The 25670-nt window shown below is 64.2% G+C and carries 22 protein-coding genes; 13 read left to right on the top strand and 9 right to left on the bottom strand.

Annotation, left to right across the window (positions count from 1 at the left end; translation table 11 throughout):
* Window positions 1-87: 87 nt before the first annotated feature.
* From ACN9MO_RS11645 to ACN9MO_RS11665, 5 genes are read right to left on the bottom strand one after another with little or no spacing between them, the layout of a single operon-like run.
* On the bottom strand, window positions 88-417 hold the full coding sequence (locus ACN9MO_RS11645; protein WP_058321830.1) for a TfoX/Sxy family protein: 330 nt from the start codon (window positions 415-417) through the stop codon (window positions 88-90).
* Between the two features lie 12 nt (window positions 418-429).
* Entirely contained in the window at window positions 430-1527 is a 1098-nt protein-coding gene (locus ACN9MO_RS11650) for a DUF917 domain-containing protein (RefSeq protein WP_112996843.1), read from the bottom strand.
* Window position 1528: 1 nt separating this feature from the next.
* Window positions 1529-2812 (bottom strand): Zn-dependent hydrolase, encoded by a 1284-nt coding sequence (locus tag ACN9MO_RS11655; protein ID WP_112996844.1) that lies wholly within the window; start codon window positions 2810-2812, stop codon window positions 1529-1531.
* Entirely contained in the window at window positions 2812-4188 is a 1377-nt protein-coding gene (locus ACN9MO_RS11660) for a dihydroorotase (RefSeq protein ID WP_112996845.1), read from the bottom strand. The genes ACN9MO_RS11655 and ACN9MO_RS11660 overlap by 1 nt, the downstream gene beginning before the upstream one ends.
* A 28-nt stretch (window positions 4189-4216) precedes the next feature.
* Window positions 4217-5755, bottom strand: coding sequence for an aromatic amino acid lyase (locus tag ACN9MO_RS11665; RefSeq protein ID WP_058321826.1), 1539 nt, complete (start codon window positions 5753-5755; stop codon window positions 4217-4219).
* Window positions 5756-5974: 219 nt separating this feature from the next.
* Here ACN9MO_RS11665 and ACN9MO_RS11670 point away from each other — a divergent pair, with 219 nt between their 5' ends.
* A complete protein-coding gene (locus ACN9MO_RS11670; protein WP_162733645.1) occupies window positions 5975-7153 on the top strand; it encodes a LysR family transcriptional regulator in 1179 nt (392 codons plus the stop codon).
* A gap of 102 nt (window positions 7154-7255) precedes the next feature.
* On the opposite strand, the gene ACN9MO_RS11675 is transcribed toward ACN9MO_RS11670, so the two are convergent.
* Complete coding sequence (locus ACN9MO_RS11675; RefSeq protein WP_112996847.1) at window positions 7256-8227, bottom strand: GlxA family transcriptional regulator; 972 nt, start codon at window positions 8225-8227, stop codon at window positions 7256-7258.
* 108 nt (window positions 8228-8335) lie between these two features.
* Between ACN9MO_RS11675 and ACN9MO_RS11680 the strand changes: the two genes are divergently transcribed.
* The 10 genes from ACN9MO_RS11680 (at window position 8336) to ACN9MO_RS11725 (ending at window position 20582) form a co-directional block, all read left to right on the top strand.
* Window positions 8336-9238, top strand: a complete 903-nt coding sequence (locus tag ACN9MO_RS11680; RefSeq protein ID WP_110878435.1) for a 3-keto-5-aminohexanoate cleavage protein — start codon at window positions 8336-8338, stop codon at window positions 9236-9238.
* A 16-nt stretch (window positions 9239-9254) separates the two neighbouring features.
* On the top strand, window positions 9255-10748 hold the full coding sequence (locus ACN9MO_RS11685; RefSeq protein WP_112996848.1) for a carnitine 3-dehydrogenase: 1494 nt from the start codon (window positions 9255-9257) through the stop codon (window positions 10746-10748).
* Window positions 10749-10888: 140 nt separating this feature from the next.
* A complete protein-coding gene (locus tag ACN9MO_RS11690) occupies window positions 10889-12049 on the top strand; it encodes an acyl-CoA dehydrogenase family protein (RefSeq protein ID WP_112996849.1) in 1161 nt (386 codons plus the stop codon).
* Between the two features lie 4 nt (window positions 12050-12053).
* Complete coding sequence (locus tag ACN9MO_RS11695) at window positions 12054-12248, top strand: hypothetical protein (RefSeq protein ID WP_093234412.1); 195 nt, start codon at window positions 12054-12056, stop codon at window positions 12246-12248.
* The gene (locus ACN9MO_RS11700; protein WP_113133004.1) at window positions 12245-14311 is read left to right on the top strand and encodes an acetate--CoA ligase family protein; all 2067 of its coding nucleotides are present in this window, start codon (window positions 12245-12247) and stop codon (window positions 14309-14311) included. Before ACN9MO_RS11695 ends, ACN9MO_RS11700 begins: the two co-directional genes overlap by 4 nt.
* A 3-nt stretch (window positions 14312-14314) precedes the next feature.
* Window positions 14315-15097: a carnitinyl-CoA dehydratase gene (locus tag ACN9MO_RS11705; RefSeq protein WP_113133005.1), complete on the top strand. Its 783-nt coding sequence runs from the start codon at window positions 14315-14317 to the stop codon at window positions 15095-15097.
* A 338-nt stretch (window positions 15098-15435) separates the two neighbouring features.
* Entirely contained in the window at window positions 15436-17025 is a 1590-nt protein-coding gene (locus ACN9MO_RS11710) for an ABC transporter substrate-binding protein (RefSeq protein WP_058326793.1), read from the top strand.
* On the top strand, window positions 17025-18134 hold the full coding sequence (locus tag ACN9MO_RS11715) for an ABC transporter permease (protein ID WP_058321866.1): 1110 nt from the start codon (window positions 17025-17027) through the stop codon (window positions 18132-18134). Before ACN9MO_RS11710 ends, ACN9MO_RS11715 begins: the two co-directional genes overlap by 1 nt.
* Window positions 18131-18958 (top strand): ABC transporter permease, encoded by an 828-nt coding sequence (locus ACN9MO_RS11720; protein ID WP_058326794.1) that lies wholly within the window; start codon window positions 18131-18133, stop codon window positions 18956-18958. The genes ACN9MO_RS11715 and ACN9MO_RS11720 overlap by 4 nt, the downstream gene beginning before the upstream one ends.
* A complete protein-coding gene (locus ACN9MO_RS11725; protein WP_113133006.1) occupies window positions 18951-20582 on the top strand; it encodes an ABC transporter ATP-binding protein in 1632 nt (543 codons plus the stop codon). Before ACN9MO_RS11720 ends, ACN9MO_RS11725 begins: the two co-directional genes overlap by 8 nt.
* 259 nt (window positions 20583-20841) lie before the next feature.
* Here ACN9MO_RS11725 and ACN9MO_RS11730 read toward each other — a convergent pair whose 3' ends face one another.
* Entirely contained in the window at window positions 20842-21099 is a 258-nt protein-coding gene (locus ACN9MO_RS11730) for a DUF1127 domain-containing protein (protein ID WP_058321814.1), read from the bottom strand.
* Window positions 21100-21248: 149 nt separating this feature from the next.
* Here ACN9MO_RS11730 and ACN9MO_RS11735 point away from each other — a divergent pair, with 149 nt between their 5' ends.
* The gene (locus tag ACN9MO_RS11735) at window positions 21249-22679 is read left to right on the top strand and encodes a LuxR C-terminal-related transcriptional regulator (RefSeq protein WP_113133007.1); all 1431 of its coding nucleotides are present in this window, start codon (window positions 21249-21251) and stop codon (window positions 22677-22679) included.
* 10 nt (window positions 22680-22689) lie between these two features.
* Here the strand turns inward: ACN9MO_RS11735 and ACN9MO_RS11740 are convergent, their stop codons facing one another.
* Together ACN9MO_RS11740 and ACN9MO_RS11745 are read right to left on the bottom strand one after the other, a co-directional pair.
* Window positions 22690-23031: a PAAR domain-containing protein gene (locus ACN9MO_RS11740; protein WP_057253294.1), complete on the bottom strand. Its 342-nt coding sequence runs from the start codon at window positions 23029-23031 to the stop codon at window positions 22690-22692.
* A gap of 59 nt (window positions 23032-23090) precedes the next feature.
* Entirely contained in the window at window positions 23091-23885 is a 795-nt protein-coding gene (locus tag ACN9MO_RS11745; RefSeq protein WP_113133008.1) for a helix-turn-helix domain-containing protein, read from the bottom strand.
* 208 nt (window positions 23886-24093) lie between these two features.
* On the opposite strand from ACN9MO_RS11745, the gene ACN9MO_RS11750 reads away from it, so the two are divergent.
* Window positions 24094-25650 (top strand): ABC transporter substrate-binding protein, encoded by a 1557-nt coding sequence (locus ACN9MO_RS11750; protein WP_162733648.1) that lies wholly within the window; start codon window positions 24094-24096, stop codon window positions 25648-25650.
* The last annotated feature ends 20 nt before the right edge of the window (window positions 25651-25670 follow it).

Below are 25670 nucleotides of genomic sequence, written 5' to 3' on the forward strand. Positions count from 1 at the left end.
GCCACGTCCCCTCTCCCCGCAAGCGGGGAGAGGGTTAGGGTGAGGGGCAACCCCGCCAACACTTATTGGCGGGCAGACCACCAACCTTCACTTCGGCGGCAGCGTCTCGACGAAGGCAATCGCCCCATCGAGCAGCCGCCGGCGCAAGGCATCGTCGCCATAGGCATCCGCACCCGCGCGCACCCAGCCATGCATCGCGCGTCCGTTCATCACCATCAGCTCGATATCGGGCAGCGCAAGCGCCCAGCCGTCATTGCCCTTGCCGAGCCGCACCAGCAGCGAACCCTCGCGTGCGCCAAGGAGCAGGTTGCCATGCAGCAGATAGGCCCAGCCACCGAACATCGCCTTCTCCGAGAGCCCGGCGCGATCGCCGAGCTCCTCGCGGATCAGCTCTTCCAACCCGGCATCGCGTGCCATGGCTCTCTCCCGTCAGCTCCGACCCGAAAGCGCGTAGCGGGCAAGCTCGATGCCCATCGCCTTTTCGACAGACGGATAAACCGTCGGGTCGAGCACGCTGGACGAAAGCGGGATCACCGTCTTTGCCACATGCAGCACGAAGATCCTCATGCCCACCTGAAGCTGGCCTACGCTCAAGGGCTCGCCCTCCGGTGACAGCGTGGTGATGACGTCGGGGAAGGTCGCAAGCCGCCGACCTTCCGCAGAGTCAACCGCCATATACTCGTTCATCACGTGCAGTACCGTCGAGTCAGCGCCCTTCCCCAGCGTGACCGTGCCGATATCGAAGGCTTCCTTGGTATAGACGACCGATTTGTCGGTAATCGTACCTTCGGCGAGGATCGCGCCATTGGTTGCTTTGACGATCGCGTCGATGATGGCGCTGCCGCCCTTGGCTTCGGCCGCAATGATCGCTTCGCCGAGCGCAAGCGCCAGCGAGATGCCGCCGAGCGCCGCATTGTCCCGGACATAGGAAGCACGCACCGGATTGCGGCACGAGGCGATGAAGCCGCCGGACATGTCGGAGGCCGTGCGCAGGATCGGCGAGACCTTGGCGGTGGCGCCGCGCACCACCAGTTCGATATAGCGGTTCTCGTCGCGATTACCGCCGACGGCCGTCTGGATCATTGGTTCGGGCGAGCCGGCAAGGCCGATCGACCCCATGTCGCCGGTCGGATGCGCGCGGATGTCGCCGACGGCATCGACCACCTTGGTGCCGAGGATCGCCGAAGGCAGCCAGCCGTTCAGCGTCGAGGACTTGCCGTTCTGGCCGATGATCAGGCCCGAGAGCTTCTCGCCGAGCGCCTCCTGCAAAAGCTGCACGGCCTTGACGTAATCGACGCCGCGCATCTCCCAGGGCGTGGTGGAGGCAGGCGCCCCGATGGCGGCTGCCGTCGCCACCCAGTCATTGGCGTCGAGCTCGTCAATCGAGACCAGCTCCGGCTTGCCGATCGAGACCGCGGCGTAGCCAAGCATGCGCCCATGGTCGGCCCAGCCGCCACCGCCCGCCGCATAGACGGAACCGCCCTTGACCGCCGCCTCGACGTCCTTTTCCTTCAGTATCCGGCCCATCTCACACCTTCTCCTGCAATCTCTTGTCGAGCCTCTTCACCGCATCGAAGAGCACGGCGGCGCCAAGCGCGATGTCGTCGTTCTCAGCCCATTCCTCCGGCGCATGCGAGCGCCCACCGAGGCACGGTATGAAGATCATCGCCGAGCGGGTGATCCGGCCCATCCAGGCGGTGTCATGCCCGGCCCCGGACGCCATGCGTCGATGCTTCGCGCCGATCGCATCGCAGCTTTCTTCGAGCGTCGAAAGCAGCAGCGCGTCGCCCGGCGTCGGATGGTTATCGGAAATCACATTGGCAGGCGCGATCGTCACGCCCGACGCTTCGGCAACGCTCTGGCAAAGAGGGCCGAGTTCGGTCAGGAACCGCTCCATTTGCGGCCGCAGCTCGGCGCGCGCATCGATCAGCAGCCGCACCCTGGAGGGCACCACATTGGCGGCGTTCGGCTCGATCGAGAACTCGCCGACCGTTGCGGTGAAATGGCCCTCGCCCTTCGAAAACTCCGTTGCCAGCCGCTCGATCTCCAGCACGAGCCGCGAGGCGGCAACCAGCGCATCGCGCCGATGCCCCATCGGCGTCGTGCCGGCGTGATCCGCCTGCCCCTCGACGACGATCTCGATGCGGGTGATGCCGGAGATGGCGGTAACGACCCCAACATCGAGCCGCCCGGTTTCCAGCACCGGCCCCTGCTCGATATGCAGTTCAAGGAAAGCCTTGATGTCGGAGCGCTTCGAACCCGAAAGCCGCGACGGGTCGCCGCCGACCTCGACGATGCCCTGCCGCAAACTGAGTTCGCCCTGGGTACGGCTCAACCAGCCATCCGGAAGAACGCCCGCCATGCCACGGCTGCCGACACAGGAGACGCCGAAGATCGACACTTCCTCCGCCAGGAAATCGACGATCTCCAGATCATGGTCGAGTTCGATGCCGTTGTCCGTCAGCGCCCGCGCCACTTCCAGCGCCGCCGCAACGCCGGCGATACCGTCGAAACGTCCGCCATCCGGCACCGTGTCGGAATGGGAGCCGAGCATGATCGTGCCGAGCACCGATTTGCGCCCCTTGCGCCGGCCGATCAGATTTCCGGCGGCGTCGATCCGGGTTTCGAGACCGGCTGCGCGGAAGCGCCGGTCGAGGAAGGCGCGGCCCTCGAGGAACAGCGGCGTGAAAGCGCGGCGTGTGTAGGGCCGGTCGAGCTCGGTGATGCCGGCCAAACCGTTGACGATGCCGGCGATGCGGCTGGCATTGACCGGCAGGTTGGCTGGGACTTTGTTATGGGCCGTCTTGATCATTACGCCTCCTGCAGCGCAAGCGTCGGCAACGGGCGCACGAACTGCCCGACACCGGGTTCGGCCAGAACCTGCCGACCGTCGAAGGCGAGCCTGCCGCGCAGATACGTGGCACTTACCCGCCAGGGCAACCTGATGCCGTTATAGGGCGACCAGCCGACGACGTTGTGACCGCTTGCCGCCGCATCATAGACATAGGGCTCGGGCGTCATGACGATGATATCGGCATCCTTGCCGGCTTCGAGTGCGCCCTTCTGATGGTCGAGGCGGAAATGCCGCGCCGGGTTCAGCGTCATCAGTTCGGCTGCCCGAGTCAGCGGAATTCCGCGCTCCAGCGCGCCCTTGACGAAGAGCGGCACCATGGCTTCGAGCCCCGGCACGCCGGAGGCATTGGCCAGCATGTCCGGATTGGTCTTGCGATCCTCCGACCAGCTCACATGATCGGTCGAGACCATCGTCACCGTACCGTCGGCCACATGCCGCCAGAGCTTTTCCACCTCGGCGCGCGGGCGGATCGGCGGATTGATCTTGGCCTTGCCGCCGAGGCGCCGGACGTCGTTTTCCTCGTCGAGCGTCAGATAGTGGATGCAGCACTCGATCGTCGCCGCATGTCCTTGCGCGCGGTAGGCGGCGGCAATCTCGTAGCCACGGCCGAGCGAGCAGTGCACCACATGCGCGGGGCAGCCCGTGGCAGCGCCGGTCTCATAAATCTGGTTGGTGGCAAGCAGTTCCGTCAGCGGCGGGCGCGACAGCCCGTGGGCGCGGTAGTCGGTGATGCCCGCCGCCTTGACCTTATCGATCGCGGCGCGCACCGCCTCGTCGTCCTCGTTGTGGACGCCGGCGGCAAGCCCGGTTGGCGCGATCGCGCGGAAGCAATCTTCAAGGAGCGCCGCCGGAATGCGCGGAAAGCGCTTGGGATCGGTGCCGAAGGTCGAGAACTTGAAGGCGGCGACACCCGCCTCCACCATTTCGCCGATGCGTGCCGGCCCCTCCTCTGGGTCGACGGTGCCATAAAGCGCGAAGTCGACACGCGCCTGCGGACCGGCATGGTCGATCTTGCGGCGAAGGGCTTCAGCCGAGCAGACGAGATTGCCCTCGTCATAGGGCATGTCGACGATGGTGGTGACGCCGCCGGCAGCCGCCGAACGCGTCGACCAGATGAAATCCTCCTGGTTCTTCTGCGACAGCGAATGCACCTGCGAATCCACGGCGCCGGGCAGGATCAGCGCATTCCCGAGATCATGCCGCTCGCGTGCCGCCGGTCCCGCTCCCTGGCCGACATGCACCACCTTGCCGTCGCGAACCGCCACGTGCCCGCCCTCGACGATCCGGTGAGGGAGAACAACGGTGCCTTTCAGAACGAGATCGAAATCGGACATGCTGTACTCCCGATGGGTCAGGTGTGGGTCACTTGCCGAGCGCGAAGAAGTCGTCGAACTCCGGCATCGGTGCGGTGGCGACGAAGGAGCGCAGCAGATCGTGGCAGGTGAAGGCATCCTGCAGCGCCTCGATCTCCTTCGAGAGCGGCCGGTCCTTGAGATACATAGGGCTGACGGAACGGGTCTGGTCGTAGGCGCGCTTGACGACGCCCTGCGGCTGGTCACCGACGAGATCGATCGCCTGCGACGACAGCATCGCCTCGATGGCGGCAAGCTGGCGCAGGTCCCGCACCTGCGTTTCCATGCGCTCGACGATCAGCGGCAGGAAGGTCGCTTCTTCTTCGAGACCGCCGGCAACGACGATCGATTGCGCCGAGAGCGGCACGGCCAGCGACTGCACCCGCATGTAAAGTTCGACGGCGAGCTTCATCAGCGGGCCGAGCCCGGTCGCCACCTCTCCCGGCGCCACGAGATTGACCGAGAGATTGCGACGTCCGCCGTTCGATAGAAGAATGCAGCGGTTCAGCACGTTGCGCGCCGCATGGGAAAAGGCGATCTGTGCCGCCTCGATATAGAGCGTTGTGGTCAGCGGCAGCGACGCGCCGGAAGAATGGACCTGCCCGCCAAGCACCACCGGGTTGTCGTCGGAGAGATAGGTCGCCTCCACCAGCCGCCCAGCGGCAACCATCAGCGTGTCGACTACGGCCCCGAAGACCTGGGCGGTCATGCGCAGGCTGAGCGGATCGTGGATGGCCGTCGGCACCGGCCAGTCTGCAACACCGGATTGACCGTAGAGCCAGGAGCCGACCAGCGCCTCGCCGCGGGTCGAGAGCGTTGCCGCCACCCGCCACGGATCGGCCGACGCGCCAAGCGCTAAGGATGACATAACGCCGGTGACGAGCAGCACGCGGATCGCGGCCGCCGCCTCGCGCAGCACGTTGGCCGCCGCGGCGAAGGAAATGGCATTGACGCTGAGCGCCGCCAGCGCGTCGCGCGGCTGCATGACGAATGGCTTCAGGCCCGCTTCGGCAAGCGCCGTCTCGGCCGAAACGAGGCGCCCTTGATAGTAGGCCTCGCCGACGCCTGTCAGCACCGAGGCGATCTGCCCCATCAGCCCGATATCGGCGCAGCCCATCGAGCCGTGCCGGCGCACGGCCGGAATGATGTCGGACGCAAGAAGGGACAGAAACGCCCGGATCAGATCCGGGCTGCAGCCGGTGTGGCCGCGCATGGCGGTGTTGACGCGGATGGCGATCGCCATGCGCACGATCGCCGGCGCGAAGAACTCGCCGGTGCCGAAGTGATGGGCTCTGACCAGCGAATTGTTGAATTCAGCCAGATCGTCGGCCGTCCAGAGACGGTCCTTCATCGAGCCGACGCCGGTGTTGGAACCATAGACGGGAAGCCCCATCGCGACACGCTCGGCAACCACCTTGTGGGCGGCGGCCACCCGTTCCATGCCGCCGTCATCGGCCACCGGCCGAACCCTTCCCGTCCCGATGTCCTCGAGCGTCGCGAAGTCCAGCGGTTTCCCGCAGAGAACGATGGTTTTGACCTGGTGCAGCATGCCGATGGATACCTTTCCGCGCCGGACTCGCTTCGGTTTCGAAACGGTGCGCGGATGCTCTGATGTCTCGCAACCGCCGCTCGCAAGGCCTTGGTTGCTTTATGCATGCTATGCGCTTATCGCCCGCTCGTGCTATATCCCAAATCTGGAACGGGCAATGCGTAATCATGGACATGCCATCGGCGCATGGTACCGCTCGTCTGGCAGAAGGATCGCCGAATGGACTTGGCAACGATCGTGATCGTCGATGCGGTGCTCCGCGAAGGCGGCATCCGCCGCGCCGCCAAGCTCAGCGGACGCGCGCCTTCAAGCGTCAGCGCCGCCATCAAGCGCTTTGAACAGGCGATCTCCATGTCGCTGTTCCGGCGAGAAGAAACCGCACTCGTCCTGACGCTCGAAGCGCGTGCCCGCGCGACTGAAATCAGGGAGGCAACGACCAAGATTGCTGCCATCATGGAGGCGGCAGGTAAGGAGGCGATCGATCCCACGCCGCCGATCGGCCTCGTCGCGCTCGATCGCTTCGTCCGGATCGCCCGCTCCGGCAGCATCCGCGCCACCGCCAAGGCGCTCGGCCTCGGTCAGCCGCAGCTGACACGGCAGATGGCCGACCTTGAACGCCATCTCGGCAGCCGCCTGTTCGAGCGCTCTCATGGCGGTGTCCTCGGCACGGCAACCGCTGAGCGGATCATTCCATTGGTCGAGGCCCTGCTCGACATCTGGGCGCGGTTGACACACGCATCGGCCGATCGCTTCCGCCGCGACGCCGCGACCTGGCGCCTAGGCGCCGTCATGCCGCTCGGTCCCGAAAGCGAGATCGCCCGCATGCTGGCGGCGCTGACGGCGAACTGGCAACGCACCCGCCCGCGCCAGCCGCTATACATATCCAGCACCACGGCGGATGAACTTTTGGCTGGCCTCAGAAGCAGGCGGTTCGACGCCGCCCTTCTCGATGTCGCCGAGATCCCCTTGGATTGCGACGGCCGGCTGGTGTCGCAGATGCCGCTGGCGCTGGCAGGCCCCGCCTCCGTCCTTTCCGCATTCGCAGGCGACCTGCCAAGGTTGCTCGCCGCCTGCCCGATCGCAGTGCCAAGCGTCAGGAGCGGATTGCGCCGCGAGACCGCCCGCTTCCTCGACGACACGCTTGATGAGACCGAGCGTCGCCGCATCGCCCTCGTCGAAGTCGATTCCATTCCTGTTATCATCAACCTCGTCGCTCAACACGGCTACCTCTCGGTGCTGCCGGAATCCTCGCTCGCAAGGATGCACCGGCCTCCGGCGATGATCCGGCTTGGCCCTGCTTATCGGCAATCCCTCACACTTGTCTGGCCGCGCGGCGCTTTCGCCGGCGAGATCGGCGAGTTGATGATTTCGATGATGCGGGCGAGCCCACAGGCCTGATGGCAACGGTGCCGCCGGCGGAATCAAACTTTGATCCCCTGCGGCCAACCGCCTGAAACGACTCGGAAAACTTCCTTCTAAATCAACACATGAAGTGGGTGTTCAAGTCTTGAGCTTCAGTCGTCGCCGGGTCTCGCTCGGGCTCTCGCGATAATGCGCCCGGTAGCTTCGCGAGAAGGACGACGACGAGTTGAAGCCGGAGATCGCCGCGATGTCGGCAAATTCCAGACGTGTCTCGATCACCTTGCGCCGCGCCGCATTGAGGCGAAGCGCAAGGTAATGCTCGTGCGGCGCGACGCCCATCGTGTCGCGAAAGAGATCCTGCAGGTGGCGCGTGCTGACACCGATGCGGCGGGCAAGCCGCGCCAGCGTCAACGGCGCTTCCACGGTTTCCTCCATCAGCTTGACGGCGGCGCCGACGCGCGGATCGAGGATGCGCATGTTGCCGATCGCCGGCATCTGCAGGAGGTCGCCGCGGGTGCGCTCCTGCTCGTAGATGAAGAGGCGCGACACTTCGAGCGCCAGCGAGTAGCCGTGCGCACGGCGGATCAGTTCCAGCATCAGATCGAGCGTCGGCAGCGAGCCGCCGGTCGTGATGCGCTTGCCGTCGATGACGAAGCGCTCGCGCACCATGGTCACCTGCGGATAGCTGGTGGTGAAATCCTCGAAATCCTCCCAGTGGGTGGTGGCGCTGAAATTGTCAAGCAGGCTGGTTTCAGCGAGCAGCCATGAGCCGGATTCAATGCCGGCCATCAGCTCGCGATGCCGGGCAGTCTGCGAAAGCAGCATCTTCAGTTGCGAGGTGGCGCTACGCTGCCAGTTGTAGCTCGAGAGGATGAAGAGCGGCGACGTTTCGCGCTGCGGCCGGAAGATGCCCGAGACGGGGATGGGTATGCCGCTCTTTGTCTCGATCGGCGCGCCGTCCGGGCTGTAGATCGTCCAGTCGTAGAGCGGCCGCCCGGCGATGCGGTTGGCCGCGCGCATCGGCTCGATGACGGAGGCAACGAGGATCAAATTGGTCTCCGGCAGCACCAGGATATCGACGTGCTGCACCTGCGAAACGTTCTGATCCATGCCCAAACTTCTCCGCTCTGTCGCCGATAATGTATAGGATGCAGCCGATAATGAAAAGCAGCGGCGCCCTTCTTGGCTCGTAATGGTCTCAATAAAAGGGAGACAGCAATGCCGCTCAGCATGAACCGCGAGGTATTCATCACCTGTGCCGTCACCGGCTCGGGAGACACCGTTTCGAAGTCCAGCCATGTTCCGATCACGCCGAAACAGATCGCCGAAGCGGCGGTCGAGGCAGCCAAGGCCGGGGCCGCCGTGATCCACTGCCACGTTCGCGATCCGGAAACCGGCGCGCCCTCCCGCAGGCTCGATCTCTACCGGGAAGTGACCGACCGCATCCGCTCCGCCGATATCGATATCGTGTTGAACCTGACGGCCGGCATGGGCGGCGACCTGGTGTTCGGCAATGTCGAAAGCCCCTTGCCCGTCAACGAGAAGGGCACCGACATGGCCGGCGCCACCGAGCGTGTCGCCCATGTGGCCGAGTGCCTGCCGGAAATCTGCACGCTCGACTGCGGCACCATGAACTTCTCGCTCGGCGATTATGTCATGACCAACACGCCATCGATGCTGCGGGAAATGGCCCGCCAGATGACGGCACTCGGCGTGCGCCCCGAGATCGAAGCCTTCGACACCGGCCACCTCTGGTTCGCCAAGCAGCTCGCCGAGGAAGGCCTGATCGAGGATCCGGTACTGATCCAGCTCTGCATGGGCATTCCGTGGGGCGCGCCGGATGACCTCAACACCTTCATGGCGATGGTCAACAACGTGCCTGATAACTGGACCTTCTCGGCCTTCTCCATCGGCCGCAATGCGCTCGCCTATCCGGCAGCGGCGATCCTTGCCGGCGGCAACGTCCGCGTCGGCCTCGAAGACAACCTCTATATCGGCAAGGGCCAGCTCGCCACCAACGGCCAGCTCGTCGAGAAAGCCGTCGGCGTCATCGAAGGCATGGGCGCCAAGATCATCGGACCGAAAGAGGTCCGCGAGAAACTGAAGCTGACGAAGCGCTGAGCAAGGGCAGAACACCATGAGCTTTATCACCAAAGCAGCCTGTGTCGGCGGCGGCGTTATCGGCGGCGCCTGGGTTGCGCGTTTCGCGCTCGCCGGAATCGACGTGAAGATCTTCGACCCGCATCCGGAAGCCGAACGCATCATCGGCGAAGTCATGGCCAATGCCGAGCGTGCCTATGCGATGCTGACCATGGCCCCGCTGCCGCCGAAGGGAAAACTCACCTTCTGCAAGAGCATCGAGGAAGCGGTCGAAGGTGCTGACTGGATTCAGGAAAGCGTGCCGGAGCGGCTCGAACTGAAGCGCGGCGTCATCACCAAGATCGATGCGGCCGCAAAGGCCGATGCGCTGATCGGCTCGTCCACCTCGGGTCTTTTGCCCTCCGATCTACAAGCCGAGATGCACCATCCCGAGCGCATGTTCGTGGCGCACCCATATAACCCGGTCTACCTGCTGCCGCTCGTCGAACTCGTCGGCGGCAAGAAGACGACGAAGGCGACGATCGAGCGCGCCATGCTGGGCGTCGAGCAGATCGGCATGAAGGGCGTCGTCATCGCCAAGGAGATCGAAGCCTTCGTCGGCGACCGCCTGCTCGAAGCGCTGTGGCGCGAGGCGCTCTGGCTGATCCAGGACGACATCTGCGATACCGAAACGCTCGACAACGTCATGCGTTATTCCTTCGGCATGCGCTGGGCGCAGATGGGCCTGTTCGAGACCTATCGCATTGCCGGCGGCGAAGCCGGCATGCGCCACTTCCTCGCCCAGTTCGGCCCCTGCCTGAAATGGCCCTGGACGAAGTTCACCGACGTCGTCGATCTCGACGACGCGCTGGTCGAAAAGATCGGCGCCCAGTCGGACGCGCAGGCCGCCGGCCGCTCGATCCGCGAACTCGAGCGCATCCGCGACGAAAACCTCGTCGGCATCATGCATGCGCTGAAATCGGGCAATGGTGGCGAAGGCTGGGGTGCCGGCAAGCTGCTCGCCGATTTCGAGGCCAAGCTCTGGGCCAATGCCAAGAAGCCGGAAGCAAACCTCGGCGACGTCAAGCCGCTGCGCATCGTCGACACCAAGGTCAGTGCTGCCTGGGTCGACTACAACGGCCACATGACCGAGCATCGCTATCTCCAGGTCTTCGGCGATACGACCGATGGCCTGCTGCGTCTGATCGGCGTCGATCTCGACTATGTGCGCGACGGCCACAGCTACTACACCGTCGAGACCCACATCCGGAACCTCGGCGAAGCCAGGCTCGGCGACGCGCTCTACTCGACCTGCCAGGTGCTGTCGTCCGACGAGAAGCGCCTGCACATCTTCTCGACGATCTACAACGCTGCGACCAACGAGGCAGTGGCGACCGCCGAGCAGATGGCGCTCCATGTCGACAGCAAGGCCGGCAAGTCCGTGCCGGCACCGGAACACGTATTGAGCAAGCTTGCAGCCATTGCCGAAGCGCATGCGCAGCTGCCGGCACCGGAAGGTGTGGGACGCTTCGTCGGCCAGAAGCGCGCCTGACCGCAACAGCGGCAGGTCACGACAAGGCAGCTTCGCCGCACCGGCGGCGGGGCGGCGAACCGCAAAAGAGGGAGGCTTGAGGAGGCATCTCTCGTTTGCGGAATGGACGTCAGCGGCGCGAAAACGAGGGGTAGAGAACAATGAATTTCGCACTGACCGAAGAACAGCAGATGATCGTCGATACGGTCAGGAGCTTCGTCGAAACGGAAATCTATCCGCATGAGGACGAGGTCGAGCGCACGGGGGTGGTGCCGCGCGAACTCGGGCAGGAGATCGCCCGCAAGTGCAAGGAAATCGGTTTCTTCGGCTGCAATTTTCCCGAAGAGGTCGGCGGCGCCGGCCTCGACCACACCTCCTTCACGCTGGTCGAGCGCGAGCTTGGCCGCGGCTCCATGGGCCTCACCGTCTTCTTCGGCCGCCCCTCGGGTATCCTGATGGCCTGCAATGCCGAGCAGCGCGAAAAATACCTGCTGCCGGCGGTCAAGGGCGACAAGTTCGACGCGCTGGCCATGACCGAGCCGGACGCCGGCTCCGACGTGCGCGGCATGAAGTGTTTTGCCCGCAAGGATGGCGACGACTGGATCGTCAATGGCACCAAGCACTTCATCAGCCATGCCGACATCGCCGATTTCGTCATCGTCTTCATCGCCACCGGCGAAGAGGACACGCCGCGCGGCCCGAAGAAGAAGATCACCTGTTTCCTCGTTGACCGCTGCACGCCCGGCTTCGAGATCCGCAAGGGCTACAACTCCGTCTCTCATCGCGGCTACAACAACTGCATCCTGACTTTCGACGATTGCCGCCTGCCCTCCGCCCAGATCCTTGGCGAAGTGCACAAGGGCTTCGACGTCGCCAACGACTGGCTGTTCGCCACCCGCCTGACGGTGGCTGCGACCTCGGTCGGCCGGGCGCGCCGCGCCTTCGACTACGCGCTGAACTACGCCGCCGACCGCAAGCAGTTCGGCAAGCCGATCGGTGCCAACCAGGGCGTCTCCTTCAAGCTCGCCGACATGATCACAGAGATCGACGCCGCCGACCTCTTGACGCTGTCTGCCGCCTGGCGGCTCGACAACGGCCTGCCGTCAAACCGCGAGATCGCGTCTGCCAAGGTTTTCGCCACCGAGATGCTCGCCCGCGTCACCGACGAGGCGATCCAGATCTTCGGCGGCATGGGCCTGATGGACGACCTGCCGCTCGCCCGCTTCTGGCGCGACGCCCGCGTCGAACGCATCTGGGACGGCACGTCTGAAATCCAGCGCCACATCATCAGCCGCGACCTGCTCCGGCCGCTGGGAGCGTGACGGGATGACGACCACCCTCTCTCCCTCCCTCATTCCTGTGCTTGTCACAGGAATCCAGCAGCGGCACGTCCGTGCCGCCCATGACCAAAGCAACAAGCGCATGCGCTTCGAGATGGAAAGAGTTCCTATCGGCTTGCCGACGCAAACCGGCTGGATTCCTGTGACAAGCACAGGAATGAGGGAGAGCAAGACGGCATGACCCCCGCCCCCCGCTCCCTCGACCGCCTGATCCGCCCACGCACCATCGCCGTCTTCGGCGGCAAGGAAGCCCGGCGCGTCATCGAACAATGCGACAAGATGGGCTTTTCCGGCGAAATCTGGCCGGTGCACCCGCGCGAGGCCGAAATCCTCGGCCGCAAGTGCTACCGCTCGGTGGCGGAACTGCCCGTAGCGCCCGATGCCTCCTTCGTCGGTGTCAACCGGCAGCTGACGATCGGTATCATCCGCGACCTCGCAAGCCGCGGCGCCGGCGGTGCCGTCTGCTATGCGTCGGGTTTTCGCGAGGCCGCTAGCGAGCTCCACGACGGCAACGACATGCAGGAGGCGCTGGTCGCGGCTGCCGGCGCCATGCCGATCGTCGGGCCGAATTGCTACGGCTTCATCAACATGCTCGACGGCGCCCTGCTCTGGCCGGACCAGCACGGCATGCAGCGCGTCGAAAAGGGCGTTGCGATCCTGACGCAGTCCTCCAACATCGCCTGCAACATCTCGATGCAGACGCGCGGCCTGCCGCTCGCCTATATCATGACCGCCGGCAACCAGGCGCAGACGGGGCTTTCCGACATCGCCTGCGCGGTGCTCGAAGATCCGCGCGTCACTGCCGTCGGCCTGCATATCGAAGGCTTCGACAGCGTGGCAGCGCTCGAACGGCTGGCAACGCGAGCGCGCGAACTCGGCAAGCCGGTCGTGACGCTCAAGGTCGGCAAGTCGGAGGCGGCGCAGCTTGCGACCGTCTCGCACACCGCTTCACTTGCCGGCAACGACCGCGTCTCCTCCGCGCTTCTTGCCCGCCTTGGCATCGGCCGCGTCGATACGCTGCCCGCGCTTCTCGAAACGCTGAAGCTCCTGCATGTGGCCGGCCCGCTCGACAGCAACGACATCTCCTCGATGAGCTGCTCCGGCGGCGAGGCCTCGCTGATGGCGGACGCCGGCGAGCGCTACCGGGTGAACTACCGACCCTTACGCGACGAGCAGAAGAAGCCGCTCAAGGATGCGCTCGGCGAGATGGTAACGATCGCCAATCCGCTCGACTACCACACCTTCGTCTGGGGCAATCGCGAGAAGCAGACCACCGCGTTTACCGCCATGATGAAGGGCGGCTATGCGATCAATCTCGTCGTGCTCGATTTCCCACGGCTTGACCGCTGCGACGCGACCGACTGGGAGACGACCTGCCACGCGGTGATCGACGCGGCACGGGCGACCGGCGCCCGCGCCGGCATCGTCGCAAGCCTTGGCGAGAACATGCCGGAGGCGACGGCGCTCTTCCTGATGAAAGCGGGTGTCGTCCCCTTCTTCGGTATCGAGGAGGCGCTGGCGGCGATCGAGACGGCCGCCGACATCGGCGCCGCCTGGGCGAAACCGGTCCCGCCCCGCCTGCTCGACGGCAGCGGCAGCACTGCTGGCGAGGCAATCACGTTCAGCGAACATGAGGCGAAGGTGGAGCTTGCCGCTTCGGGCCTCAAGGTGCCTGAAGGCAGAACGGCGGCGACCGCCGAAGAGGCCGCAAACGCTGCCGAGGCCCTCGGTTTCCCCGTCGTGCTCAAGGGTCTGGGCGTCGCCCACAAGACCGAAGCGGGCGCCGTGAAGCTCAACCTTGCAAGCCGCGATGACGTCTACGCCGCAGCAAAGGCCATGGCCGCCGTCGCCTCGGGTTATCTGGTCGAGAAGATGGTGGCAAAACCCGTCGCCGAACTGATCATCGGCGCCATGCGCGATCCGGTGGCAGGTCCGGTACTGACGATCGGCGCCGGCGGCATCCTGGTGGAACTGCTCGACGATTCCGCCATCCTGACGCTGCCGACGACGCCGGAAGCGATCAAGGAGGCGATCGCCGGACTGAAGATCCGCAAGCTCATCGACGGCTATCGCGGCGGCCCTGCAGGCGATTTCGCGGCATTGGTCGAGGCTGTCGCCGCAGCGGCATCCTATGTCGTTTCAAACGCTTCGAAGCTCGAAGAACTCGATATCAATCCTTTGATGGTGTTGCCGAACGGCCAGGGTGCCGTTGCGGCCGACGCCCTCATTCGCCGGAGGAACTGACCCATGACCGGACCGATCCTCACGCGCCGCGAAGGCGGCATTCTCGAAGTCACGATCGACCGGCCGAAGGCCAATGCCATCGACCTGAAGACCAGCCGGATGATGGGCGAGATCTTCCGTGATTTCCGCGACGACGACAGCTTACGCGTCGCGATCATCACCGGCGCCGGTGAAAAATTCTTCTGTCCGGGATGGGACCTGAAGGCGGCCGCCGATGGCGACGCGGTCGACGGCGACTATGGCGTCGGCGGTTTCGGCGGCATGCAGGAGCTGCGCGACCTCAACAAGCCGATCATCGCGGCGATCAACGGCATCTGCTGCGGTGGCGGTCTCGAAATCGCGCTGTCGACCGATCTGATCCTTGCCGCCGAACACGCGACCTTCGCGCTACCTGAAATCCGCTCCGGCACAGTTGCGGACGCCGCCTCGATCAAGCTTCCGAAGCGCATCCCCTATCACATCGCCATGGACATGCTCCTGACCGGTCGCTGGCTCGACGTGGCGGAAGCCCACCGCTGGGGCTTCGTCAACGAGATCCTGCCGGCAAACAAGCTGATGGAGCGCGCCTGGGAACTCGCCCGCCTGCTCGAAAGCGGACCGCCGCTCGTCTATGCCGCGATCAAGGAAGTGGTGCGCGCCGCCGAAGGCGAGGCCTTCCAGACGACCATGAACAAGATCACCCAACGGCAGTTCGAGACGGTCGACATTCTCTATTCTAGCGAAGACCAGCTGGAGGGCGCACGCGCCTTCGCCGAGAAGCGCGACCCCGTCTGGAAGGGCCGCTGACAGACCCCGCCATCCTTGGTGGCGCAGGGAACCGAGCCGGGCGACCGGCATTGAGACGTGACGAGACGCGCGGGCAAAGCCGCGCGCCATAAACCACGCGTCCATAAGCCAAGCTTATGGAAATAAATTGTAATTTAGGGCGTTACAAGATCGGTTCCAGCGACTACGCTTATCGATCTGAAGCTAATGCGCCCGGTCGACGAAAGGAGAACGAAACCCGACGAAACAAGAAGCGGCCGCCCGGGCCGATCCGAAATGCCATCGATACAATGGCTGTACGCAGCAATCTCTAACAACCACAACGAACGGCGAATGCCGACAAAGAAGGGAACAGGGGAATGAGCGATTACAAGGATTACCTCACACAACAGGTCATGCTCGGCAAGATGAACCGGCGCGAGTTTCTCGGCCGCGCAGCCGCTGCCGGCATTCTCGCCTCGACGGCCGGCACGCTGTTTGCGACCAGCGCGGCGGCGCAGGAGCCGAAGCGCGGCGGCCATCTGAAGCTCGGCCTCGAAGGTGCCGCCGCCACCGACTCGAAGGACCCGGCCAAGGCGCTTTCGCAATTCATGTTCGTCGTCGGACGCAACTGGGGCGACATGCTGGTCGAAAGCCATCCGACGACAGGCGCACCGGTGCCGGCACTTGCCGAATCCTGGGAGCCCTCGGCCGACGCATCGACCTGGACCTTCAACATCCGCAAGGGCGTGAAGTTCCACGACGGCAAGGAGTTGACGCTCGACGACGTCATCAAGACGTTGCAGCGCCACACCGATGACAAGTCGGAATCGGGCGCACTCGGCGTGATGAAGTCGATCAAGGAAATCAAGGCCGACGGCGGCAAGCTCGTGCTGACACTCACGGAAGGCAATGCCGACCTGCCGCTGCTGCTGTCCGACTACCACCTTATCATCCAGCCGAACGGCGGTCTCGACAGTCCCGACGCGATGATCGGCACCGGCCCCTACAAGGTGACGAGCTTCGAACCCGGCGTTCGCGCCACCTTCGAAAAGAATGCCGACGACTGGCGCACGGATCGTGGCTATGTCGATTCCGTCGAACTGATCGCCATGAACGATGCGACGGCCCGCATCGCCGCCCTCTCCTCCGGCCAGGTGCACTTCATCAACCGAGTCGATCCGAAGACGGTCAACCTGTTGAAGAGGGCGCCCACTGTCGAGATCCTGAACACGTCGGGCCGCGGCCACTACGTGTTCATCATGCATTGCAACACGGCGCCGTTCGACAACAACGACCTGCGGCTGGCGCTGAAATACGCGATGGATCGCGAAACCATGGTCGAGCGCATCCTCGGCGGCTATGGCAAGGTCGGCAACGACTTCCCGATCAACGACACCTATGCCCTCTTCCCTGAGGGCATCGAGCAGCGCGCCTATGACCCGGACAAGGCGGCCTTCCACTACAAGAAGTCCGGCCATAGCGGCTCGGTGCTGCTGCGCACCTCCGACGTCGCCTTCCCAGGCGCGGTCGACGCGGCGGTGCTCTACCAGGAAAGCGCCAAGAAGGCCGGCATCGAAATCGAGGTCAAGCGCGAACCGGGCGACGGCTACTGGACAAACGTCTGGAACGTCCAGCCCTTCTCGACGTCCTACTGGGGCGGCCGCCCGACCCAGGACCAGATGTATTCCACCGCCTATCTCTCGAACGCCGACTGGAACGATACCCGCTTCCAGCGCGCCGATTTCGACAAGATCCTGCTCGAGGCCCGCTCCGAGCTGGACGAAGCGAAGCGTAAGGAGATGTACCGGACCATGGCGATGATGGTGCGTGACGAAGGCGGCCTGATCCTGCCGATGTTCAACGACTTCGTGAATGCCGCCGGCAAGCAGGTGAAGGGCTACGTGCATGACATCGGCAACGACATGTCGAACGGCTATGTCGCAACCCGGGTGTGGCTGGACGCATGATGATGGAAAGCGGACCGCTCACTGGTCCGGTTCCGACGGACGGGAGCGCGGATGGAACCCATCCGCGCCCTGCCGAACTTTCCGGAGTACCAGCAAAACCCAACCCTGCGGATGGTGAAATCGGCGGCACCTTCTGGCGCCGCTTCACCTTCCGCCGCCCGCTCGCGGCGCTGATCCTGCAGCGCCTGGGCCTGAGTGTCGGCCTGCTCTTTGCCGTGTCGCTGATGATATCAGGCGGCATCGAGGCGCTTCCCGGCGACTTCGCCACCACCTATCTCGGCCAGTCCGCAACGCCGCAGGCGGTTGAAAACATCCGCAAGGATCTCGGCCTCGACAAGCCCTGGACCGAACGCTACCTGTCCTGGCTCGGCGGTGCCGTCAAAGGCGATTTCGGCACCTCCTGGGCCAGCAAAAATTCGGTCGGCGAGCAGATCGGCAAGCGCCTCGGCAATTCGCTGTTTCTCGCCTTCTTCGCAGCGCTCGTTTCCGTGCCGCTCGCCGTCGGCCTCGGCATGCTGGCGGTTCAGTTCCGCAACAGGCTGCCGGACAAGATCATCAACGTCGTGTCGCTCGCAGCCATCTCGCTGCCCGAGTTCTTCGTCGGCTATCTCCTGATCATGTTCTTCGCCGTCAAATATGGCATCGCGACCTTCCCCGCGACCGTCTATGACAGCATGAGCTTCACTGAACGTCTCTCGGCGATAGCACTTCCGGTCGCGACGCTGGTTCTCGTCGTGCTCGCCCATATGATGCGCATGACCCGTGCGGCCATCCTCAACGTGATGTCTTCGGCCTATGTCGAGACAGCGGAGCTGAAGGGCCTCAGCATGTTCCGCATCATCGCGCGCCATGCGGCTCCCAATGCGGTGGCACCCGTCATCAACGTCATCGCCCTCAACCTCGCCTATCTCGTCGTCGGCGTCGTCGTGGTCGAGGTGGTCTTCGTCTATCCCGGCATGGGGCAATACATGGTGGATGCGGTGACCGTGCGCGACATGCCGGTCGTCCAGGCCTGTGGCCTGATCTTTGCCGCCTTCTACATCTTCCTCAACATGGCGGCCGACATTCTCGCAATCATCGCCAACCCGAGACTGAGGCATCCGCGATGAACCTGAGATCCATTCCCTTCAGCGCCTGGGTCGGCATCGCCGGCATCACCCTTGCGATCTTCTGTGCCGTCTTCGCGCCCGTCATCGCCCCCTTCGGCGAACGCGACGTCGTCGGCGACATCTGGCTTCCGGCCGGCGGCGACTTCCTGCTCGGCACCGACAATCTCGGCCGCGATCTGCTGTCGCGTCTGGTCTATGGCGCCCGCACCACCATCTTCGTGGCGCTGGCGGCAACCGTGCTCTCCTTCTCGCTGGGCATGTTCTTAAGCTTCACGGCGGCCGTCGTCGGCGGCTTCACCGACCAGTTCTTCTCCCGCTTCAACGACCTGATGATGGCGATACCGACGCTGATCTTCGCCCTCGTCGTTCTCGCCGTGCTGCCGCAGCATCTGTGGATCCTGATCCTGGTCATGGCAGTGCTCGACAGCACCCGCGTCTTCCGCATCGGCCGCGCCGTGGCACTCGATGTCGCGGTCATGGAATTCGTCGAGGCCGCAAGGCTGCGCGGCGAAGGCTCGCTCTGGATCATCTTCCGTGAGATCCTGCCGAACACGCTGTCGCCGCTGCTCGCCGAATTCGGCCTGCGCTTCGCCTTCTCGATCCTGTTCCTCTCCACCCTCTCCTTCCTCGGCCTCGGCATCCAGCCGCCGTCCGCCGACTGGGGCGGCATGGTCAAGGACAACAAGGATGGCATCATCTTCGGCATTTCGGCGGCCCTGATCCCGGGCGCGGCAATCGCCACGCTGGCGATCTGCGTCAACCTCGTGGTCGACTGGCTGATGAAAAGAACCTCGAGCCTCAAGGGAGGACGCGGCGATGCCTGAGATGCTTTCCGTCAAGAACCTCAAGATCGAAGCGACCAGCTATCCGCCGGGCGAACCGCCCAAGGTCGTGACCCTCGTCGAGGGCGTCTCCTTCGACGTTGAGAAGGGCAAGGTGCTCGGCCTCATCGGCGAATCCGGCGCCGGCAAGTCGACCATCGGGCTTTCGGCGCTCGCCTATGGTCGCGGTGGCGTGCGCATCACCGGCGGCCAGGTCCTGCTCGATGGCAAGGACATCCTGACGCTCGACAAGAACGGTATCCGCTCGATCCGCGGCGCCCGCGTCTGCTACGTCGCGCAATCCGCGGCGGCGGCTTTCAACCCGGCCCACCGGCTTGGTGACCAGGTGATCGAGGCGTCGCTCCGCCACGGCATCATGAGCCGTGAGGAGGCGAAGAAGCGGGCGCTCTATCTCTTCCGGGTGCTGGGCCTCCCCAATCCGGAAACCTTTGGCGACCGCTATCCGCACCAGGTCTCCGGCGGCCAGCTCCAGCGCGCCATGACCGCCATGGCGCTTTGCCCCAATCCGGAGTTGATCGTCTTCGACGAGCCGACCACTGCGCTCGACGTGACGACCCAGATCGACGTGCTTGCCGCGATCAAGCATGCGATCGAAGAGACGCATACGGCAGCGCTCTACATCACCCATGATCTCGCGGTTGTCGCCCAGATCTCCGACGACATCATGGTGCTGCGCCATGGCAAGACCGTGGAATACGGCACCACCAAGCAGGTGATCGAGGCACCGCGGGAGGATTACACCCGCGCACTCGTCAGCGTCCGCCAGACCAAGCGCGACGAGGCGGCCGACCAGACCGGGGCGCAGTTGAAGATCGAGCATGTCAGCGCCGGCTACGCCAACGGCTTCAAGGTGCTGCACGACGTCTCGATGCATCTGCCCAAGGGCCAGACGCTGGCGATCGTCGGCGAAAGCGGCTCGGGCAAATCGACGCTCGCCCGGGTCATCACCGGCCTCTTGCCGCCGACCGAGGGCCGCATCAGCTTCGAGGGCAAGGAACTGCCGCGGGCCTTGAAGGGCCGCAGCAATGACGAGCTTCGCCGCATCCAGATGATCTACCAGATGGCCGACACGGCGATGAACCCGCGCCAGACGGTGCGCGACATCGTCGGCCGGCCGCTCTCCTTCTATTTCGGCATGCACGGCCAGAAGAAGTCGGAGCGGGTCAAGGAACTCTTGGACCAGATCGAGATGGGCAGCCGCTTCCTCGATCGGTATCCGGCCGAGCTGTCCGGCGGGCAGAAACAGCGCGTGGCGATCGCACGCGCCTTGGCCGCCAAGCCGGAGCTGATCCTCTGCGACGAGCCGACCTCGGCGCTCGACCCGCTGGTGGCCGAAGGCATCCTGAATCTGCTTTTGAAGCTTCAGGAGGAAACCGCTGTTTCCTATGTCTTTATCACCCACGACATCGCCATCGTCCGGGCGATCGCCGACAGCGTCGCGGTCATGCATCGCGGCCGCCTCGTGCGCTTCGGGCCGAAATCGAAGGTGCTGTCGCCACCCTTCGACGACTATACCGACCTGCTTTTGAAATCGGTTCCGGAAATGGAGATCGGCTGGCTGGAGCGCGTGCTGAAGACGCGAAGGATGGAAAGCGCCGGAAACTAAGGCAATTCCAGGAAAAGTGTGAAACGGTTTTCCGTCCGGAATTGCGCAATTTCAATCAGTTGGAGCAATTCGCTGTTTCAATGAAACAGTGAATTGCTCTAGGGCCATCGCGGAAAATGCGCGTTGCCTGTTGTGCGACGCAATCTGAAGGGAAGCCGGCTGCACAGAGGCGATCGGCTTCCCTGCCCCCAATGCTCGGTTTCCGGGATCCGCCGTGTCACGACCCGACGGGCGCAGTCACGCTTCGCGTGAGCTCGCGTCAATGCTCCCAGAAATGCTTCTTGACCTCGCTATCGACCTGCTTTTCGGTCAGGCCGATATCATCGATCAATTCCGGCGAGTCGGCCGCCATATGGGCAAGCTGATCGCGGTAGTGCTGACGATCGTCCCACATGGCAAAGAGACGCTTCGGGTGAAACCACTTGGTGATGCGGCCATCGCCGGGCTCGGATGTCTGCTCAACGTCCTCGGATACGGAGTGGTAGAAGTCGGACATGCCTGACAGAAGCTTGCTCATGGTCGTCCTCCCGCGTGATGTTCAGCGCAAACTCTAGCCTCATAGGACTATGCGGCAATCGCACATGTGCAGTGTTTTGCTTCCAGCATTTGTAGTATTTTGCTGGAGCCGCAGCAGAACCGAACCGGTGAAACGACAAGGAGGCAGGTATGACCCGCATCCTCAGGCGTCGCTTTGTGCCTGCGATCCTGTCGGATCGCGAGCGTGCGGTCGCCGAACGCTTTGCTGCCGGCCTGACCTACCGCCAGATCGGCGAAGCGCTCTGCATCGCGCCATCGACCGTGCGCAGCCATCTCGCGACGATCTATGGCAAGCTTGGCGTTCGCAACAAGATCGCGCTGGCGTCAGAGATAGCCGGACCAAGGGAGTTAACGACCGCGGCACCGGCAGAGCAAGGGCCACCGGTCCTCGCCCTGTTCCCGATCGATAGCCTGAACGAAGAGCAGCGCTGGCGCCGGTTTGCCGACGGCCTTTCGTCGGATATCTGCGTCGATCTCGCGCGCTACGCGGATCTGCCCGTTGTCGCCTTTCACACCATGAGGCTGCTCGGCAATCGTGCGGAGAGCTACGACGACCATGTCCAGGCCATCGGCGCGACCTATGCGGTGACCGGCCAAGTGCGCGCCGACGACCGGCAGGTGCGGCTGACGATCCAGCTCTCGGAAACGCGCTCCGGTATGACGCTATGGAGCGAACGCTACGACCGGCCGATCGGAGACATACTCGCGCTTCAGGACGATTTGACGGAGAGCGTTGTCAACGCGCTGGCAGGCTGCTTCGGCAAGCTGGCCGCCCTCAGGCGCAATGCCAGCCGCAAGAAGACCCCCTCGAACCTGCATTCCTACGATTACTATCTTCTCGGCGTCGAAGAGCTCAACCGGTTCAGCGCGGAAGGAAACGCCGCGGCAATTCACCTCCTCACGCGGTCGCTCGAATTGGACCCCGCACGGGTAAGGGCCTGGACCGAACTGGCCTATGCCTACTCCGTCCAGGCCTGCAACGGCTATGGCATCGACTTTGATACGACCATCGGGAACTGGCGATCGGCTATCGAGGAGGCCTTGCGCCTCGATCCGGCAAACCCGTTCGCCCATACCTGCCTTGGCGATCTCAAGGCGTGCCTCGGCGACCTCAAAGGTGCCGCCGACGCCCAGGCGCACGCGTTCGAGCACGGCAAGCACAATGCCGATACCCTGGCGCTCTTGGCCGGCAGCAAGGCTCTGGTGGCCGGAGATCCGGACGAAGCGATATCGCTGATCGAGAAGGCGCTGTCCCTCAATCCCTTGGCTCCCCCCTGGTACTACGGCATGCTCGGTCGCGTCCTCTTCGTCATCGGCCGTCATGCGGAGAGCCTTTCGGCGCTGGGACGCAGTTCACAAGAATCGCCCAATACGCTGATGTTTCAGGCCATGGGACACGCCCGTATCGGAGAGACCGAAGAAGCGGCAAGCGCCGCATCACGGTTACGCACCGAGTTCCCGGACTTCTCCGTCGAGCGCTTCATCGCCGGTTACCCGGTCACCAACCCGCCGGCGCTCAAAGCCGTTCAGGAAGGAGCCCGGCTGGCGATGCTCGACTGACGGCGCAATCTCACTTCTGCCGGCAATCGACGTCGCCCACGCGCTGGGCGGCTTCGCCTTCAAACGTCACAGACGGTTCTGCCTTCGCGGCGCAATCGCCCTTGGCGCCAGCACCCGCGCGGAAATGCACGACCGGCTGACCCTCGATCATGATGCTCGGCACCACCTCGTAGAGTTCCGGCGGGCAATTGGCGACGTCGGAGAGCCTGAGCGCCGGCTGGCCGCCGATCATCACGCTGGAGGCGCCCGAAAGCGCGCAGGACGGGATCGGCGCCCGCGCCTCCTCGGCCATTGCAGACGGAGCCGGCACGGCGAACCAAAGGCAGGCGGTGACGGCCGCTACAGCTTTCATGATCTCTCCTCCAATTGTCCCCTTGCCGGTGCAAGCTATGACACGGCCGCGCCCCCGCCTCAATATTCGGTCGGCACGGTCAAAGGCTCGGCTTCGGGCGCATCAAGGAAGGCGCGGACCGTCTGAGGCATGTGTCGCGAACCGAAGGAAAGCACGCCACAGCGCGAGAGCATCTGGCGCAGATCCGGCTGAGCCCCAAGAGATCGCCAGATCATCCGAGACGCATAAGGCAGGTTCTCCTTGCGCCAGGAGACCCCCATGGTGGTACCGCGCAGATAGACGCGCTGGTGCACTTCGAAGGGTAGAAGGATCGTCTGCGCCAGCATCGGCTCGCGCCCGATGCTGCGCTCGGCGACGAAGATGCGGTTTCGCCAGAAGGTGACGAGACCGACATATTTCGAGAACTGCTGGATCTCGTTTTTCGGGTCGCGGATGCGCTCGATCGATTTGACCCGGATCGAGCCCGCCTCCTCGTAGATCCGGGCGCAGGAGCACACAACCAGCCCCGGCCAGGAGAGCGAAACATGGTAAGTCTGATAGTAGCCGATATGGCGCCTCAAGCCCGCGATGTCGCCGGGAAAGCCTTCGAGCAGCAGACCGGCGTCCGAGCGATCGCGGTCCGGTCGCGTCATGCGCGCCTCGAACTGTTTTGCCGGCAGCGCGAAGTCCTCGGCCGCCAGTCCGAAGAAGCGGGCGATGCGCGTGACATTGTGCGGTGACGGCCGCGCTTCGCCACCGATGTAGCGATTGAACTGCTGCCGGTTGATGCCGATCTCACGGCAGATCTGCGAGATCGAGCGCCGCGTCGAACAGGCAAAGCGAAGATTGGCCGAGAAGATGTCGATGTCCTGCACTGCGCTACCCGCCCTCACCTTGGCGCCAACCACCTTGATAGAAGCCGGCGGCGAAGGGATAGCGTAAAAGAGCGTAAAAAAGCGTCAAGTCGCGAAATTGTGCACGCGCCTGCAGCCATTAGGTTTCCTCGATAAACATTATGCCAAAGGGAACCTTGAAATGACCGAATTCACGAAGCGACCCGACGGCCTTCTCGTCCCCGCGAGCATGGCTTCGACCGGCATCAGCCGGCGCGGCTTCCTGGCGGGTACCGCAGCGCTCGGACTTGCGGCCGGCCTCGGCGCAACGCTGGCGGCAGGCGACGCGCGCGCGCAGGAGCCAAAGCGCGGCGGCCATCTGAAGCTCGGCCTCAAGGGCGGCGCCACCACCGATTCGCTCGACCCCGCCGCCTATAGCGGTTCCGTCTCCTTCGTCATCGGTCACCTCTGGGGCGATACGCTGGTCGAATCCGACCCGAAGACCGGCGCGCCGCTGCCGGCCCTTGCCGAATCCTGGGAGCCTTCGGCGGATGCGTCGCAGTGGACCTTCAAGATCCGCAGCGACGTTAGTTTCCATGACGGCAGCAAGCTGACGGTCGCCGATGTCGTTGCGACCTTGAAGCGCCATGCCGACGAAGGCTCCAAGTCCGGCGCCCTCGGGCTGATGCGCTCCATCAAGACCATCGAGGAAAAGGGCGGCGCACTGGTGCTGTCCTTGACCGAGGGCAATGCCGACCTGCCGCTGCTTCTGACCGACTATCACCTGATCATCCAGCCGAAGGGCGGCGTCGACAACCCAGCCTCGCCCATCGGCACCGGCCCCTACAAGCTTGCAAGCTACGAGGCAGGCCTGCGCGCCACCTTCGAGAAGAACGCCGCTGACTGGCGCTCCGACCGCGGTTTCGTCGACTCGGTCGAGATCATCGTGATGAACGACACGACGGCGCGCATCGCCGCCCTTTCTTCCGGCCAAGTTCACTTCATCAACAACATCGACCCGAAGACCGTGCCGCTCTTGAAGCGGGCGCCGCGCGTCGAGATCCTCCGGACCGCGGGCAAGGGTTTCTATAGTTTCCTGATGCATTGCGACACCGCGCCCTTCGACAACAACGATCTCCGGCTGGCGCTGAAATATGCGGTCGACCGCCAGGCGATCCTCGACCGGGTGCTCGGCGGCTTCGGCACGCTCGGCAACGACTATCCGGTCAACGGCAACTACGCACTGGCGCCTGAGGGCATCGAGCAGCGGGCCTATGACCCCGACAAGGCCTCCTTCCACTTCAAGAAGTCCGGCCACGACCGGCCGATCCTCTTGCGCACCTCCGACGCCGCCTTCCCGGGTGCGGCGGACGCTGCCGTGCTCTTCCAGGAAAGCGCCAGGAAGGCTGGCATCGAGCTCGAAGTGCGTCGCGAGCCGGAGGACGGCTATTGGACCAACGTCTGGAACGTGCAGCCCTTTTGCGCTTCCTACTGGGGCGGCCGGCCGACGCAGGATTCGCGCTACTCGACCTCTTACCTTTCGACCGCCGAATGGAACGACACGCGCTTCAAGCGCGAGGACTTCGACAAGCTCCTGCTTCAGGCCCGCTCCGAGCTCGACGATGCCAAGCGCAAGGAAATGTACCACAGCATGGCGATGACGGTGCGTGACGAAGGCGGCTTGATCCTGCCCGTTTTCAACGATTACGTGAACGCTGCCTCGGCTTCGCTCAAGGGCTTCGTCGACGACATCGGCAACGATCTTTCCAACGGCTATGTCGCAAGCCGCGTCTGGTTCGACAGCTAAGCAATTCCACGTCCCGAATT

Origin of the sequence: Ensifer sp. R-19, from assembly GCF_049905105.1 — a bacterium.
Lineage (GTDB): Bacteria > Pseudomonadota > Alphaproteobacteria > Rhizobiales > Rhizobiaceae > Ensifer.

Coding starts and splice junctions, on each gene's coding strand:
- ACN9MO_RS11645 (WP_058321830.1), bottom strand. CDS start 417: ATGGCACGCGATGCCGGGTTGGAAGAGCTGATCCGCGAGGAGCTCGGC.
- ACN9MO_RS11650 (WP_112996843.1), bottom strand. CDS start 1,527: ATGGGCCGGATACTGAAGGAAAAGGACGTCGAGGCGGCGGTCAAGGGC.
- ACN9MO_RS11655 (WP_112996844.1), bottom strand. CDS start 2,812: ATGATCAAGACGGCCCATAACAAAGTCCCAGCCAACCTGCCGGTCAAT.
- ACN9MO_RS11660 (WP_112996845.1), bottom strand. CDS start 4,188: ATGTCCGATTTCGATCTCGTTCTGAAAGGCACCGTTGTTCTCCCTCAC.
- ACN9MO_RS11665 (WP_058321826.1), bottom strand. CDS start 5,755: ATGCTGCACCAGGTCAAAACCATCGTTCTCTGCGGGAAACCGCTGGAC.
- ACN9MO_RS11670 (WP_162733645.1), top strand. CDS start 5,975: ATGGACTTGGCAACGATCGTGATCGTCGATGCGGTGCTCCGCGAAGGC.
- ACN9MO_RS11675 (WP_112996847.1), bottom strand. CDS start 8,227: ATGGATCAGAACGTTTCGCAGGTGCAGCACGTCGATATCCTGGTGCTG.
- ACN9MO_RS11680 (WP_110878435.1), top strand. CDS start 8,336: ATGCCGCTCAGCATGAACCGCGAGGTATTCATCACCTGTGCCGTCACC.
- ACN9MO_RS11685 (WP_112996848.1), top strand. CDS start 9,255: ATGAGCTTTATCACCAAAGCAGCCTGTGTCGGCGGCGGCGTTATCGGC.
- ACN9MO_RS11690 (WP_112996849.1), top strand. CDS start 10,889: ATGAATTTCGCACTGACCGAAGAACAGCAGATGATCGTCGATACGGTC.
- ACN9MO_RS11695 (WP_093234412.1), top strand. CDS start 12,054: ATGACGACCACCCTCTCTCCCTCCCTCATTCCTGTGCTTGTCACAGGA.
- ACN9MO_RS11700 (WP_113133004.1), top strand. CDS start 12,245: ATGACCCCCGCCCCCCGCTCCCTCGACCGCCTGATCCGCCCACGCACC.
- ACN9MO_RS11705 (WP_113133005.1), top strand. CDS start 14,315: ATGACCGGACCGATCCTCACGCGCCGCGAAGGCGGCATTCTCGAAGTC.
- ACN9MO_RS11710 (WP_058326793.1), top strand. CDS start 15,436: ATGAGCGATTACAAGGATTACCTCACACAACAGGTCATGCTCGGCAAG.
- ACN9MO_RS11715 (WP_058321866.1), top strand. CDS start 17,025: ATGATGGAAAGCGGACCGCTCACTGGTCCGGTTCCGACGGACGGGAGC.
- ACN9MO_RS11720 (WP_058326794.1), top strand. CDS start 18,131: ATGAACCTGAGATCCATTCCCTTCAGCGCCTGGGTCGGCATCGCCGGC.
- ACN9MO_RS11725 (WP_113133006.1), top strand. CDS start 18,951: ATGCCTGAGATGCTTTCCGTCAAGAACCTCAAGATCGAAGCGACCAGC.
- ACN9MO_RS11730 (WP_058321814.1), bottom strand. CDS start 21,099: ATGAGCAAGCTTCTGTCAGGCATGTCCGACTTCTACCACTCCGTATCC.
- ACN9MO_RS11735 (WP_113133007.1), top strand. CDS start 21,249: ATGACCCGCATCCTCAGGCGTCGCTTTGTGCCTGCGATCCTGTCGGAT.
- ACN9MO_RS11740 (WP_057253294.1), bottom strand. CDS start 23,031: ATGAAAGCTGTAGCGGCCGTCACCGCCTGCCTTTGGTTCGCCGTGCCG.
- ACN9MO_RS11750 (WP_162733648.1), top strand. CDS start 24,094: ATGGCTTCGACCGGCATCAGCCGGCGCGGCTTCCTGGCGGGTACCGCA.